Raw genomic sequence first — 13194 nt, forward strand, 5'->3', positions numbered from 1 at the left:
GTGCGAGCCTCTTCGGGCGGCCGGGCGAGGCTCATGCGGCGTCGAACAGGGAGTTCTGTGAAGGGGCGGTGGCGGCTCGCAGTTCGGTCTCGCCGAGTGCGAAGCGGGCCAGTGCAGGCAGCGGGCGCACCTGCTCGCCCTGCGTGGAGATCAGGCGCAACTGCGCCAGGCGCTGCACGGCAGTGCGGGCGAGTTCGTGCTCGGCACCGGGCTCGCGCGCGGACTTGCGCCAGTAGTTTCCGTAGCGCTTGCGCGCCTCGGTGATGAAGGCGGCGATCTCGTCCAGGCCGCAGCCTTCGGCCGCACCGGCGCGTTGCCGGCCGGCCAGGAACTCGGCCACCAGCAAGGTGGCGTGGGCCTCGGTGCCTTCGGCCGGCATGGCCACGTCGGTCAACGCGCCGTCCTCGTCGACCAGCGCGAGCCCTTCGGCCCGTTGCTCGGGCACCAGGCCGGTGGCCTCGCACAGGCGTGTGGCCATGGCGCCACGCTGGTTGGCGAAGTACGCACGCGGGGCTTCTTCCAGCGTGTCGAAGTAGACCACCGGGTCGTCCAGCAGACGGCGGGCCAGGTGATGGCGCAGGGCCGTGCGCTGGCTGTCCTCGCTGTCGGGCACGTGTTCGTCCACCAGCGACGCCAGGCGCTCGTCCAGCGTCACCGGTGCCTGCGTGTCCGGCCAGGTGGAGGGGCCGCGCACGGCGGTCAGCATGCCGGCCAGCACGCGGCGCTGCACGTCGTAGAGCGCATCGGCGCCTTCGCCGCCGGCCGTGGCATCGCGCACGAAGCCTTCCTCGTCGCCGGCCACGCGCTGCAGCACGCCGAGCGCCAGCAGCGTGCGGCACACGGCCACCAGCTCGCGCCGCTCGTGCGGGGCGGTCAAGTTGAAAGTGAAGCCGCGCGAGTCCAGCATCGGATCGGCCGCCAGCGTCAGCAGCCGGTCACCGAGCAGGCGCAGGGTGATCTGGGCCTCGGCGCGCTCCAGCACGGCGCAGGCCAGGCACAGCAGCACGTAGCGCCGGCGCTCGTAGCCTGGCAGGCCGCGGCTGGCGTCGGACAGGTCGGCCGGGCGCTTATACAGGCGCGCGCAGTCGCGCTCGATGTGCAGCGGCCAGCCGGCCTCGCGTGCGAACCAGGCGCGCAGGTCGTCCGCATGGCGGCGCACGGCCGCGAAGTCTTCGTGCGCCGGCGTCATCAGCGGAGTCATCAAGAGCGCGCGCAGCGCGTGGACGCGCTCGTCGTCACGGTGGCTCTGCTGCTGGCGGGCGATCTGGCGGGTGTCTGTCATGCGCGTGTGTCCACCTCGGAGATGGTCAGCAGGTGGTCGCGGCCGGAGAACACGCCGGCCGGTGTGTGGATCTCGGCCCGGCTGCCGGGCGCCAAGGGCTGCAGCCGGATGCGCAGCAGGCCGTCGCCACTGGCTTGCTCGACCGAGGCCTCGGGGTCGGGTTGCGCGGCCAGCGCTTCGCCCAGCAAGGCGAGGAACAGGCCGAAGGCATGCGGGTCGAGCGCGCCCAGCTCCGAGAGCTTCACGGGTCGGTCCGTGGCGAGGCGCTGGCGCGCGGCTTCGATCTGCGCATGTTCCTCGTGCAACTGGGCTGCGAGCAGGCGCCGGGCGTCGTCGCGCGCCTGTACGCGGGGCATTGGGCCGCGCGGCGCGGCCTCGCCATACTCGCGCAGCCGCGGGTGGATGCGCAGCGGCGGCGCTTCGGCCCAGGGCGTGCTGGCGGGCAGTTCGGCGGCGCCGGGTTGCAGCGCGGGGTTCAGCGCGAAGTGCCGTGCCGGCTGCAGCGCGAAGGCCGCGCGCGCCAGACGATGCGTCTGCGGATCGTCCTCGCAGGAAGCGAACCAGCCGGCCAGCACGCGGAAGTCGGCCGAGCGATCGCTGCGCCCGCTGCGGCGCTCGTTGAGCGCGGCGACGGCGGCCAGCAGCAGCGGGATCGCGGCGCGTGCCTTGGCCCGCAGCAGCTCGGCCTGGGGTGGGTCGTGCCGCTCGGCAATGAACCAGCGCCGCAGGCCGCGCCAGCGCTCGCGCCAGGCCCGCAGGCTGCGGACTTGCGCCTCGCGTTGCTCCTCTTCGTTGCCGGGCGCTGCGTCGCGCGATTCACGCTCCACGGCCAGCCACAACAGCATCTCGATACGCGGCGCCACCGCCAGGATGCGCTGTGCGATGCCGCCGGAGCGGCTGACCAGATCGCCAATGAAGCGCTCCAGGTAGTCGATCAGGCGGCGCTTGTAGGCCACCACGGCCTGTGCGTCGGCCTGCTGCAGCTCGATGCTGCGCGCGATGCCGGCCATGAAGGCTTGCGCGTTGTCTGCCAGGCCCTCGAACACGCGCACCAGGTCGCGCAGCGTGGCGTGCACCTTGGCGGCGTCGGGCGCTTCCTCCTCAGCCAGGGCTTGCAGGGCTTCGAGCCGGTGCGCGATGTCTTCCAGCGCCACGGTCTGCAGCTCGGCACGGCGCGAGAGCGCTCGCGCGAAGGTTTCCAGGGCCGACTCCACCGCCTCGCCGCCCTGCGACAGGCGGTACAGGAACTTGGCACGGTAGAAATCGGCGATGCTGGCCACGCGCGTGGTGTCGGGCTGCGATTCGAGGTTGCCCCATTCGGTGAGCTGGGCCAGTGCGGCCTGCAACTCCTCCAGCCGTGGCGCAGCGGGCATGCCCTGCCAGTGGCCTTCGATCAGCACCTCGTCGGGCCGCAGGTGCAGGCGGAACTGGCGCTTGGCGGCTGCAAAGGTCTGCATCACGGCGCGGTAGAGCGCAGTCTTTTCGGCGCTGACGTGACGAAAAAGTTCGGCTTGGACGCCGGCGCGGACTGTCATGAGGTGAAGTCCGGCATCCACGTCCGGCCCGCATCGTCGACATCGCGCCCAACCAGCTCTGCCGCGCTGGTGGAGACCCAAGGAAGATTGGCCGGCTCCGCCCGTGCACGCATCAACAATTGATCAGTCAGCGACACCAACTGCGCCGAGTGGAAGTTGACGCCGATGTCTACCAATTGCGCGCGTTCGAATCTTGACCCTGTGCTCATGCGCCGATGGTATGAGGTGCTGCTGATCGTCTATCTGCGCTCAGGTGCGGGACTGTGCTTGAGTGCCGCCGCAGCAGGCACACCCTCGACGTCTTCATCGGCAATCCCGTACAGGATCGTTCCACCACCAGCGTTCGCGAAGGCAGCGCAATTCAGAAGGTCCCGAGTTTCTGGAACTCGCCGCGCAACAGCGCGACGACCTGGGCGAGGTCCAGGGCCTCGAGTCGATTCTTTTTCAGGAAGGCCGCCCACTGTCGTTGCTTCGCGGCATCCTGCATGAATGCATCGCTTAAGCCCGAAGGGAGGGTGCTGGGCATTGCGAGTTTCCGGCGATCAAACGTGGCCTCGACTGCGCGGCGCAGTTCGGCGGTTTCCAAGGCATTCTCGGCAAGCAGTACCCAGAGATCGAAGTAGTCCTTCATGCGGGTATTGGCCATGCCGAGCAGGCACAGCGCATGAAACTTCTCGGCCACCACCGTGTATTTCGGATAGGAGCGCAGTTGCGGGGCGGGCAGGTCTTCGAGCAGCACCGGGTAGCTGACCGTCTCCGGCGCCAGCGTGACCGCGTCGCCAAAACCGATGTCCACCTGCAGCGCGATGCGCGCACCATCCAGCTTCGCCCGCAGGTCGATCCGCACACCGCCGTAGCCCGCCTCTCTGCGGATCACCGAGCCGTTGACCGAGGCAGGATCGAATGCGATGCCATCCTCCACCACGATCTGGCACATCTCGCGGAAGGCCGCCACGGCGGTGTCGAGATCGTCTGGACCGAAGCCCAGCAGGTCCGCATCCCGCGTCGGCCGATGTGGTTGGTCGTACCACAGCGAAAACAGCAGTGCGCCCTTGAGCAGGTAATTGGCGGCATGCGGCGATACCGACAGCCGGTACAGAAGCCGCTCCAACCCATAGTGAGTCAGCGTCAGGTTGAAGTCCTGTTTCGTGGCATCGGCGCGCTGCTTCAGGCGGGCGCGGATGGAAGCGGCCAGGTTGCGGCTCATGCGGTGGCGCTTTCCAGGTAGGGCCGCATGACATTGGCAACGCGATCCACCGTGGCGTAGTGCCAGAGCGCATCCATGGTCAGCTTGCGCTGCGACCAGCCATCGCGCAGCGCTTCCAGCGCCACGTCCAGGCCAATCTTGTTGCGGTACTTGAAACAGTCGGCCACCGTCTTGGCCGCGTTGAACACCGGGACTTTCACGCCGTCGATCTCGAACGGCTCGATGCCCTCGGTCAGAGCGGCGCCCGACATGCGCACCACGCGCAGGGCAGGCTGGTCCAGCCGGGGTGTGGGCGAGTGATGGGGGATCGCCATCCAGACCTCGAAGGGCGCTTGCGTTCCGATGCCATGGACGCGCAGCGCCGACAGCATGCACACCACGCCACGCGGCACGCGCAGGGCTACCTCGGCCAAAGACCGGTGCTCGCTGAGCGGGCGCCCTGGCAGGCTGTAGACGCCGCGGGCGATGCGCTCAAGCTTGCCGGCTGCAACCAGCCGGCTGAGCACCACGGTTGGAAAGCCCTGCTCAGCCAGATCTCGCGCGCGCAGCAGTGGGCGACGTCCGGCGAACGCGAGGACGGCTTGTTCGAGCGTGGAGTCCGAGCCCATCCCCTGAAGTTTGTTGCAATAATTAGTCATTTGTCAACAAACGACTAGCTAACGCAATGCTAATGAAAGCTACCTGGAAATTCCGAACGCGTGAGTTTCGGAACAGCGCTCCCAACGTATAAGGCGAACTCATCCCGGAAGCCGGGTAGGACACCCTGCCTGCGCCGTTTTGCAGAGAGCGCGTTCAACGCGGGCAAAATAGAGCCACGGTCGCTGGCGATTTTTGACGATTGATGCGCTGGAGTAGCCGCCCCGCGAACCAAGTCCATCTCCCGCGCCAGCAAGAGCGCCCATTTTTGAACGGTAGAAGTGACGGTAAAGCACAATGCCCCACCCCCCCAAAGCAAGGATCCATGCGGGTCTCCGGCTCTCGGAAACCATTGAGTGGGAATGAGCACCCGTCGCACTCCGATCGAACCCGCATCCGAATCACCATCCGTTTTCCTGTCCCTGAGCATCGTGCAAGCCAACCGTTCCCTGGTCCTTACCGCCGTCCTCGCCATCGCCGTCGGCGGCTTCCTCCCGTCATCGGCATCCTTCGCCGCCCAGCACCATGCCGGCAAGCCCGCCGCGCAAAAGGCCGGCGCGCAGAAGAAGGCCGCGGCCACGCCGCCCTCCGTCACGCAGTCCGCCGAGCCCGGCGGCCCGCCGGTGCTGGCCGCGAAGGCCTGGCTGCTGATGGACTACGACTCCGGCCAGGTGCTGGCGTCCGAGAACCCCGACGAGCCGCTGCCCCCGGCCTCGCTGACCAAGATGATGACCAGCTTCCTGGTCGAGCAGTCCATCCGCAACGGCAAGCTCAAGCAGGACGACCTCGTCTCGGTGAGCGAGAACGCCTGGTGCCGCGGCTCCAGCACCGAGTCGTGCATGTACCTGCCGCTCAACGCCCAGGCCAAGGTGATCGACATCCTGCGCGGCATCATCGTGCAGTCGGGCAACGACGCCTCCAAGGCCATCGCCGAGCACCTCGCCGGCACCGAGGAGAACTTCGCCAAGCTCATGAACGCCGAGGCCAAGCGCCTGGGCATGACGCACACCAACTTCGTCAATGCCACGGGCCTGCCCGACCCGGAGCACAAGGCCTCCGCGCGCGACCTGGCGATCCTGGCGCGCGCCATCATCCACGACAGCGCCGACTTCTATCCGATCTACGCCGAGCGCGAGTTCACCTACAACAAGATCAAGCAGGGCAACCGCAATGCCTTGCTCTACACCGACCCGTCGGTCGACGGCCTGAAGACCGGCCACACGCAGGAGGCGGGCTATTGCCTCGTCACCTCGTCCAAGCGCAACAACATGCGCCTGATCACCGTGATCCTGAACACCAGCAGCATGCAGGCGCGGGCCGACCAGACGCGTGCGCTGCTGAACTGGGGCTTCGCCCGCTTCGAGAAGGCCACGCCGATCCAGCCGGACGCGCAGGTGGCCGTGGCCAAGGTCAGCTTCGGCAAGGCCGACACCGTGCCGGCCGTGCTGGGCGCGCCCTGGACCATCACCGTGCCCAAGGGCCAGAAGCTGGAGACGGCCGCCCAGATCAACGCCGACCTCGAGGCCCCCGTGGCCAAGGGCGCCGTGATCGGCAAGGTGGTGGCCACGTCGGGCGGCAAGCCCGTGGCAGAGGCGCCGCTGGTCGCGCAGGCCGACGTCGAGCGCGCGGGCTTCATGCTGCGCGCCTGGCAGCACCTGCTGCGGCTGTTCGGCAAGTAGGCCGGCGGCTTCGGTTCTCCCGGAAGTCCGCACGCATGCAGGGCTCCGGCGTTGGAGGCCGTCCCGGCCCGTCGCGGGACAGCCCGGCCGGTCAACCGACGATGGCCTTGACGGCGAAGAACAGCAGCGACGGCCCGAGCAGGCAGCCCAGCCCGGTGTGGAAGGTCGCGACGAGGGCGCCGTACGGCACCAGCTTGCGGTCTGTGGCCGCAAGGCCTGCGGAAACACCGCTGACCGTGCCGGCCAGGCCACCGAAGACCATCGCCGAGCGGGGCGTCTTCAGCCCCAGGAACTTGGCGGCGATGGGCGTGCCCACCATCACCATGATGGCCTTGACCAGGCCCGTGGCGATGCTCAGCGCCATCACGTCCGAGCTCGCGCCGATCGCCGCGCCGGTGACCGGGCCGACGATGTAGGTGATGGCGCCGGCGCCGATCGTGGTCATGCTCACGGCGTCGGAATAACCCATGCTCCGCGCCACCGACGCGCCGACGATGAACGGCAGCACGGTGCCCAGCAGCAACGCGACCGCGCCGACCATTCCGGCCTTGCGCGCTTCGGTGGCCTGCACCTCGAAGGCGGTCGCGACGATCGCGAAGTCGCGCAGCATCGCCCCGCCCATCAGCCCCATGCCGCTGAACAGCGACATGTCGGCCAGCCCCTTGTGGCCGCCGGTCTTGATGCCGCCCCAGTAGGCCAGCGCCAGGCCGATGACGATCGCGATCGCCGAGCCGTGCACCCGCCCCATGGTCAACCGCTTGGAGATCTGCATGGACAGCAGCATCACCACGCCCACTACAGCGAAGGCGGTCACGAGGCCGTTCTGTTCGGCCGCTTTCTGAAGGATTTCCATCATGGCGATCACTCCGCCTTGGCCAGCAGTTCGTTGTGCGGTCCGGACGGGGAGTCCGTCTCGGCGCCCGGGCGTTCGGTCCGGTTGATCAGCGCGATGACGCAGGCGCAGACTGCGACCGAGCCGAGCGCCGACAGCAGTGCGACCGGCCCGCCGCGCAGCGCGGCGACCACGTCCTGTTGCGCCGCCATGGCCACGACGACGGGGATGTACATCGCGCCCCAATACTCCACGCCCAATTCGGTGAGCTTGGGCAGGATGCCTTTGCGCGCCATGTAGATGCGCGCAAAGATCAACAGCATCATCGCGATGCCGACGCCGCCCACGTTGGTCTTGACGCCGAGCGCATGGCCCAGCAGGTCGCCGAGGAAGATCCCCAGCAGGTGGCAGGCCGCGAGCAGCGCGGTTCCGTAGATGATCATGTCCGAGTCTCCTGTGGGTGGGCCGCGGTGCGGCGTGTCGAGGCGGGTTGGCCCGATGCGCCCCTGCATGCATCGTTGCCAGTGTCTCGGCAGCGAAGGTAACGGGCCGCTCGTGGCCGATCAATGAAGCCCCGTTGCGAATGCTTACGAAGCCCGCAACGATCGAGGGTTAACCCGATGCCTCGCGTGCTGCGCGGCATCCATCGGCATGCCAGCGGCAGTCCCACGCTGGCCGGGGATGCTGGCGCGCACCGCTGGCGTGGGCTCCGAAGGGCGGGACGGTGGCTTCGTCGACCCCTGCGGGACTACCATCGGCACTCGCCAACCTCGTCACTTCCGCCGCCGCCATGGGCCTCGCCGACACCCACCTGCGCCAGGTCCTCGCCGCCATGGCCGGGCCCGCCGCGCACCCGCGCGACGACCAGACGGCGGCCGTCGCCGCGCTGGTCGAGCACCACGCCCGCGTGCTCGTGGTGCAGGCCACCGGCTGGGGCAAGTCGGCCGTCTACTGGGCCGCGACCTCCGCCCTGCGCGCCAGCGGCAAAGGCCCCACGCTGATCGTCTCGCCGCTGCTGGCGCTGATGCGCGACCAGGTCGACGCGGCCGCGCGTGCCGGGCTGCGCGCGGCCACCATCAACTCCACCAACCTGGACGACTGGGACACGGTCTTCGCCGACATTGCCGACGACCGGCTCGACGTGCTGCTCGTGTCGCCCGAGCGCCTGGGCAACCCCGGCTTCGCGCGGCGCCTGCCGCAGTTGCTGGCCAGCGCGGGGCTGGTGGTGATCGACGAGGCGCACTGCATTTCCGACTGGGGCTTCGACTTCCGGCCCGACTACCAGCGCCTGTCCAGGACGCTGCTGGGCATCGCGGCCGGCACGCCGGTGCTGGCCACCACCGCCACGGCCAACCAGCGCGTGACCGAGGACATCGCGCGCCAGCTGGGGCCGGACACGCAGACCTTCCGCGGCTCGCTCGCGCGCTCCTCCCTGCGCCTGGCCGTGGTGCCGGGTCTGGGGCCGCTGGAGCGGCTGGCCTGGGTGGCCGATGCGCTGGCCACCTTCGCCGGCTCGGGCATCGTCTACGCGCTGACGGTGGCCGACACCGAGCGCATCGCCGGCTTCCTGCAGTCCTGCGGCTTCGACGTGGCGGCCTACCACGGCGGGCTGGAGACCGCCGCGCGCCAGCAGATCGAGGACGCCCTGCGCCGCAACGCGCTCAAGGCCGTGGTCGCCACGTCCGCGCTGGGCATGGGCTACGACAAACCCGACCTGGCCTTCTGCATCCACGTCGGCTCGCCCTCGTCGCCCGTGGCCTACTACCAGCAGGTCGGCCGCGCCGGCCGCGCGCTGGACGATGCGGTGGCCGTGCTGCTTCCGGCCGAGACGGACGAGCGCATCTGGGCCTACTTCGCCACCGCCGGCGTGCCGGACGAGAAGCGCGTGGGCCAGATCCTGGGCGCGCTGGCGGGCGGGCCGCAGGGCTTGGTGGCGCTGGAGAACAGCACCGGCATCCGGCGCGGCCGGCTCGAAGGCCTGCTCAAGATCCTGGCGGTGGAAGAGGTGGTGCAGCGCGAGGGCTCGGCCTGGGCGCCGACCGGCCGGCCCTGGACCTTCGACGCCCAGCGCTGGCAGGCGCTGGGCGCGGTGCGTGCGCGCGAGGCCGGCCTGATGCGCGCGTTCGCGGCGGGGCAGGGCTGCCTCATGCGCTTCTTGCAGGAAGCGCTGGACGACCCCGCGCCCAGCGACTGCGGCCGCTGCAGCGTGTGCACCGGCCGCCTGCCGGAGCCCGGCGCGCATCCCGGCGCCGCACGTGTGGAGGCGGCGCGCGCCCACGCGCGCGGGCAGGACGTGGTGATCGCGCCGCGCAAGCTCTGGCCCGCCGGCGGCGCGCGCAAGGGCCGCATCGCGGGCTGCAGCGAAGGCCGCGCGCTGGCCTTCGCCGACGATCCCGGCTGGGCCGACGCGCTGCTGCCGCTGTTCGCAGCCGCCGATGCCGAGGCGCCGCCGGAGGTGCTCGGCGGCGTGGTGGACGTGCTTGCCCGCTGGGGGCGCAGCTGGGGGGCGCGGCCGGTGGCCGTGGTGCCCATGCCCTCGGCCACGCACCCGCGGCTGGTGGCCTCCGTGGCCGCGCATGTGGCGCAGCGGGGGCGCCTGCCGGTACTGGAAGCCTTGCGCCTGGCCGGGCCCTTGCCGCAAGGGCCGGATGCCGACCTCGCATCGGGCGCCAAGGTGGCGGCGCTGAACCGGGCGCTGGCGCTGCGGCCCGGCGTGGAAGTGCCGCCGGGCCCGGTGCTGCTGGTCGACATGCGCTACCGCAGCGGCTGGACCATGACGGTGGCCGCGGTGCTGCTGCGCGAGGCGGGGGCCGCGGCGGTGCTGCCGCTGGTGCTGCACCAGGCGCCCTGAGCTGCCGACCGCCGGTTCCAGCGGGGCCGGTGCGCGCTTGCGCCCGCGGCCAACCGCGCCGTACTTCCAGCATCAGGTATGGGCCATTGCGTTCCCTGCTGTGGCGGCAGGGGCAGCCGTCACCGGCGCGCGCGCCGCTCCAGCCACTCGAAGATGCCCATGCCGGCCAGCATGGCGCCCACGAACACGGCCGCCTTCACCTCGCCCATGCCGAGCGCCACCAGGGCCGGGCCGGGGCAGAAGCCGGCCACGCCCCAGCCGATGCCGAACAGCAGGCCGCCCAGCACCAGGCGCCGGTCGATGCCGCGGCCCTGGGGCAGCTGCATCGGCAGCCCGAGCAGGCTGCGGGCACGGCGCCGGGCGAGCGTGAAGCCCACCAGGCCGACGGCGATGGCACCGGCCATCACCAGCGCCAGCGAGGGGTCCCAGGCGCCGGCGAGGTCGAGGAAGCCCAGCACCTTGGCCGGGTCGGCCATGCCGGAGACGATCAGGCCCAGGCCGAAGACCAGGCCAGCGAGCAGGGCGGTGACGAGCGGCATCGCGTGCGTCTCAGGTGCCCAGCAGGTGGCGGACGACGTACACGGTGGCAAAGCCCGCGCCCATGAAGGCCAGCGTGGCCACCAGCGCGCGTGGCGACAGGCGCGACAGCCCGCAGACCCCATGGCCGCTGGTGCAGCCGGCGCCGTAGCGCGTGCCGATGCCGACCAGCAATCCGGCCGCCACCAGCGCACCCCAGCCGGCATCGATCTGCGGCCGGGGTACTGCCGCGGCCAGCGCATAGGCCAGCGGCGCTGCGACCAGTCCGGCCAGGAAGGCCAGCCGCCAGCCGACGCCGCCCGCGGACGGGCGCAGCAGGCCGCCCAGGATGCCGCTGATGCCCGCGATGCGGCCGTTGAACAGCACGAAGATGGTGGCCGCCAGGCCGATCAGCACGCCGCCGGCCAGCGCGGCATGCGGGGTGAAGGCGTTCCAGTCGATGGTCATGGTGCGTTTCTCCTGGGGGCAGGGCGGTGCCGCGGCTGCGGCAGTGTGGGGTCGGACGACTGTAGAAGATCTGTCGCTGCCAGTAAAAACGGCCACCGCAGGGTGGCCGTCAAGGCGAAAGGGCACAGGGGTGCGTCAGTGCGCCGATGCGGCCGAGGCGCCCAGCCCGGTCTCCGAGCGCACCTGCTGCGCAGCGAACAGCGCGCGCTCCTTGGCGGCCTGGCGGCTCTTGTCGGTGACGGAGAACAACCAGATGCCCACGAAGCCGATGGCCATCGAGAACAGCGCGGGCGATGCGTAGGGGAAAGGCGCCGAACCCACCGGATGGCCCAGGGTGGCCTCCCACACCGAAGGCGACAGCACCGTCAGGCCGACCGACGAGGCCAAACCCAGGAAGCCGCCGACCACCGCGCCGCGCGTGGTGCAGTCCTTCCACATGATCGAGAGGAACAGCACCGGGAAGTTGGCCGAGGCCGCCACGGCGAAGGCCAGCGAGACCATGAACGCGATGTTCTGCTTCTCGAACGCGATGCCCAGCACCACGGCCACGATGCCCAGGGCGATGGTGGTGATGCGCGAGACGCGCAGTTCGGCCTTGCTGTCGGCATGGCCCTTCTTGAGCAGCGTGGCATACAGGTCGTGCGAGACGGCCGAGGCGCCCGACAGCGTGAGCCCGGCCACCACCGCGAGGATGGTGGCGAACGCCACCGCCGAGATAAAGCCGTAGAACACGTTGCCACCGACCGACTTGGCCACCAGCACCGCCGCCATGTTGGAGGCGCCCGCGCCGCCATGGATCACGCCCGTCGCCACGTTGGCGAACTCGGGGTTGGTCAGCACCAGCGTGATGGCGCCGAAGCCGATGATGAAGATCAGCAGGTAGAAGTAGCCGATCCACACCGTGGCCCAGCCCACCGACTTGCGCGCCTCCTTGGCGTCGGGCACGGTGAAGAAGCGCATCAGGATGTGCGGCAGGCCGGCCGTGCCGAACATCAGCGCCATGCCGAAGGAGATGGCCGAGACCGGGTCCTTCACGAAGCCGCCCGGCCCCATGATGGACAGCCCGATGGCCGCGGCCTCCTGCGGCGTCTTGCCGGTGTTCGACGCGATCTGCGTGCGCACCTCGACCGACCTGGCGAACAGCGCCTCGGGCGAGAAGCCGAACTGCGCCAGCACCATGATGGCCATGAAGGTCACGCCCGACAGGAGCAGCACGGCCTTGATGATCTGCACCCAGGTGGTGGCCGTCATGCCGCCGAACAGCACGTAGACCATCATCAGCACGCCCACGATGACCACGGCCACCCAGTAGTCCAGCCCGAACAGCAGCTTGATGAGCTGGCCCGCGCCGACCATCTGTGCGATCAGGTAGAAGGCCACGACCACCAGCGTGCCGGAGGCCGCGAACGCACGGATGGGCCCCTGCCTGAAGCGGTAGCCCGCTACGTCGGCGAAGGTGAACTTGCCCAGGTTGCGCAGCCGCTCGGCCATCAGGAAGGTCAGGATGGGCCAGCCCACGAGGAAGCCGATGGCATAGATCAGCCCGTCGTAGCCCGTGGCCATCACGGCCGCGGAGATGCCCAGGAATGACGCGGCCGACATGTAGTCGCCCGCGATGGCCAGCCCGTTCTGAAAGCCCGTGATGCCGCCCCCGGCGGTGTAGAAGTCGGAGGCCGACTTGGTGCGGCCCGCGGCCCACTTGGTGATGCAGAGCGTGGCCAGCACGAAGACCGAGAACATGCCGATGGCGATCCAGTTGGTCGGCTGCTTGGCGACCTGGCCGACATCGCCGCCGGCGGCCTGCGCGAGGCCTGCGCAGGCGGCGAGCGCCAGCGCGAAGAGGGTGTTGCGGCGCGTGTTCATCGCGTGGCGTCCTGCAGGATCCGGGCGGTCTCGCGGTCGTACTCGCCGTTGGCCCGGCGGATGTAGAGCAGCGTGATGACGATGGTGAACACGATGACCCCGAGGCCGATCGGGATGCCGATGCTGGTGACGCCGGTGCCGATGGCTCGGGCCAGGAATGGCTTGTCGAACGCGATGAGCCCGATGTAGCCGTAGTACACGGCCAGCATCAGCAGCGTGAGTGTCCAGCCGAAGCGGTTGCGCTTGCGCCGCAGCGCCTGGTAGCCGGGGTGGGACTGGACCCTGTCCACCACCGTGGCCGTGTCGTCTTGCATGCTTGTCTCCA

At 69.9% G+C, this 13194-nt stretch carries 13 protein-coding genes; 2 read left to right on the forward strand and 11 right to left on the reverse strand.

Annotated features, from left to right (window positions below):
* Positions 1-31 precede the first annotated feature (31 nt).
* The 5 genes from ASF44_RS19305 to ASF44_RS19325 form a co-directional block, all read right to left on the reverse strand.
* Positions 32-1282 carry a TIGR02678 family protein gene (locus ASF44_RS19305; protein WP_056900875.1) on the reverse strand — a complete coding sequence of 417 codons (1251 nt, stop codon included), beginning with the start codon at positions 1280-1282 and terminating at the stop codon, positions 32-34.
* Complete coding sequence (locus ASF44_RS19310; RefSeq protein ID WP_056900876.1) at positions 1279-2817, reverse strand: TIGR02677 family protein; 1539 nt, start codon at positions 2815-2817, stop codon at positions 1279-1281. The genes ASF44_RS19305 and ASF44_RS19310 overlap by 4 nt, the downstream gene beginning before the upstream one ends.
* Positions 2814-3026, reverse strand: a complete 213-nt coding sequence (locus ASF44_RS19315) for a hypothetical protein (protein WP_156374600.1) — start codon at positions 3024-3026, stop codon at positions 2814-2816. Before ASF44_RS19315 ends, ASF44_RS19310 begins: the two co-directional genes overlap by 4 nt.
* Before the next feature lie 152 nt (positions 3027-3178).
* Complete coding sequence (locus ASF44_RS19320; protein WP_056900878.1) at positions 3179-4024, reverse strand: nucleotidyl transferase AbiEii/AbiGii toxin family protein; 846 nt, start codon at positions 4022-4024, stop codon at positions 3179-3181.
* Positions 4021-4632, reverse strand: a complete 612-nt coding sequence (locus tag ASF44_RS19325; RefSeq protein WP_056900879.1) for a type IV toxin-antitoxin system AbiEi family antitoxin domain-containing protein — start codon at positions 4630-4632, stop codon at positions 4021-4023. The genes ASF44_RS19320 and ASF44_RS19325 overlap by 4 nt, the downstream gene beginning before the upstream one ends.
* Before the next feature lie 459 nt (positions 4633-5091).
* On the opposite strand from ASF44_RS19325, the gene ASF44_RS19330 reads away from it, so the two are divergent.
* Complete coding sequence (locus tag ASF44_RS19330) at positions 5092-6339, forward strand: D-alanyl-D-alanine carboxypeptidase family protein (protein ID WP_235579278.1); 1248 nt, start codon at positions 5092-5094, stop codon at positions 6337-6339.
* Between the two features lie 91 nt (positions 6340-6430).
* On the opposite strand, the gene madM is transcribed toward ASF44_RS19330, so the two are convergent.
* Together madM and madL are read right to left on the reverse strand one after the other, a co-directional pair.
* Complete coding sequence (madM, locus tag ASF44_RS19335) at positions 6431-7195, reverse strand: malonate transporter subunit MadM (protein ID WP_056901124.1); 765 nt, start codon at positions 7193-7195, stop codon at positions 6431-6433.
* A 5-nt stretch (positions 7196-7200) separates the two neighbouring features.
* Positions 7201-7614 carry a malonate transporter subunit MadL gene (madL, locus tag ASF44_RS19340; RefSeq protein ID WP_056900880.1) on the reverse strand — a complete coding sequence of 138 codons (414 nt, stop codon included), beginning with the start codon at positions 7612-7614 and terminating at the stop codon, positions 7201-7203.
* A 281-nt stretch (positions 7615-7895) separates the two neighbouring features.
* Between madL and ASF44_RS19345 the strand changes: the two genes are divergently transcribed.
* A complete protein-coding gene (locus ASF44_RS19345; protein ID WP_235579279.1) occupies positions 7896-10022 on the forward strand; it encodes a RecQ family ATP-dependent DNA helicase in 2127 nt (708 codons plus the stop codon).
* A gap of 119 nt (positions 10023-10141) precedes the next feature.
* Here ASF44_RS19345 and ASF44_RS19350 read toward each other — a convergent pair whose 3' ends face one another.
* From ASF44_RS19350 to ASF44_RS19365, 4 genes are read right to left on the reverse strand one after another with little or no spacing between them, the layout of a single operon-like run.
* Positions 10142-10561 (reverse strand): YeeE/YedE family protein, encoded by a 420-nt coding sequence (locus ASF44_RS19350; RefSeq protein ID WP_056900882.1) that lies wholly within the window; start codon positions 10559-10561, stop codon positions 10142-10144.
* 10 nt (positions 10562-10571) lie between these two features.
* Positions 10572-11132 carry a YeeE/YedE family protein gene (locus ASF44_RS19355; RefSeq protein ID WP_369820942.1) on the reverse strand — a complete coding sequence of 187 codons (561 nt, stop codon included), beginning with the start codon at positions 11130-11132 and terminating at the stop codon, positions 10572-10574.
* 9 nt (positions 11133-11141) lie between these two features.
* Entirely contained in the window at positions 11142-12869 is a 1728-nt protein-coding gene (locus ASF44_RS19360) for a cation acetate symporter (protein WP_056900884.1), read from the reverse strand.
* Positions 12866-13183, reverse strand: coding sequence for a DUF485 domain-containing protein (locus tag ASF44_RS19365; protein WP_056900885.1), 318 nt, complete (start codon positions 13181-13183; stop codon positions 12866-12868). Before ASF44_RS19365 ends, ASF44_RS19360 begins: the two co-directional genes overlap by 4 nt.
* Between the last annotated feature and the right edge of the window lie 11 nt (positions 13184-13194).

Origin of the sequence: Pseudorhodoferax sp. Leaf274 (assembly GCF_001422445.1) — a bacterium.
Lineage (GTDB): Bacteria > Pseudomonadota > Gammaproteobacteria > Burkholderiales > Burkholderiaceae_C > Pseudorhodoferax.

What these genes read in the sequence shown, in the direction of transcription:
- ASF44_RS19305 (WP_056900875.1), bottom strand. Translation starts at nt 1,282, where the DNA reads ATGACAGACACCCGCCAGATCGCCCGCCAGCAGCAGAGCCACCGTGAC.
- ASF44_RS19310 (WP_056900876.1), bottom strand. Translation starts at nt 2,817, where the DNA reads ATGACAGTCCGCGCCGGCGTCCAAGCCGAACTTTTTCGTCACGTCAGC.
- ASF44_RS19315 (WP_156374600.1), bottom strand. Translation starts at nt 3,026, where the DNA reads ATGAGCACAGGGTCAAGATTCGAACGCGCGCAATTGGTAGACATCGGC.
- ASF44_RS19320 (WP_056900878.1), bottom strand. Translation starts at nt 4,024, where the DNA reads ATGAGCCGCAACCTGGCCGCTTCCATCCGCGCCCGCCTGAAGCAGCGC.
- ASF44_RS19325 (WP_056900879.1), bottom strand. Translation starts at nt 4,632, where the DNA reads ATGGGCTCGGACTCCACGCTCGAACAAGCCGTCCTCGCGTTCGCCGGA.
- madM (WP_056901124.1), bottom strand. Translation starts at nt 7,195, where the DNA reads ATGATGGAAATCCTTCAGAAAGCGGCCGAACAGAACGGCCTCGTGACC.
- madL (WP_056900880.1), bottom strand. Translation starts at nt 7,614, where the DNA reads ATGATCATCTACGGAACCGCGCTGCTCGCGGCCTGCCACCTGCTGGGG.
- ASF44_RS19350 (WP_056900882.1), bottom strand. Translation starts at nt 10,561, where the DNA reads ATGCCGCTCGTCACCGCCCTGCTCGCTGGCCTGGTCTTCGGCCTGGGC.
- ASF44_RS19360 (WP_056900884.1), bottom strand. Translation starts at nt 12,869, where the DNA reads ATGAACACGCGCCGCAACACCCTCTTCGCGCTGGCGCTCGCCGCCTGC.
- ASF44_RS19365 (WP_056900885.1), bottom strand. Translation starts at nt 13,183, where the DNA reads ATGCAAGACGACACGGCCACGGTGGTGGACAGGGTCCAGTCCCACCCC.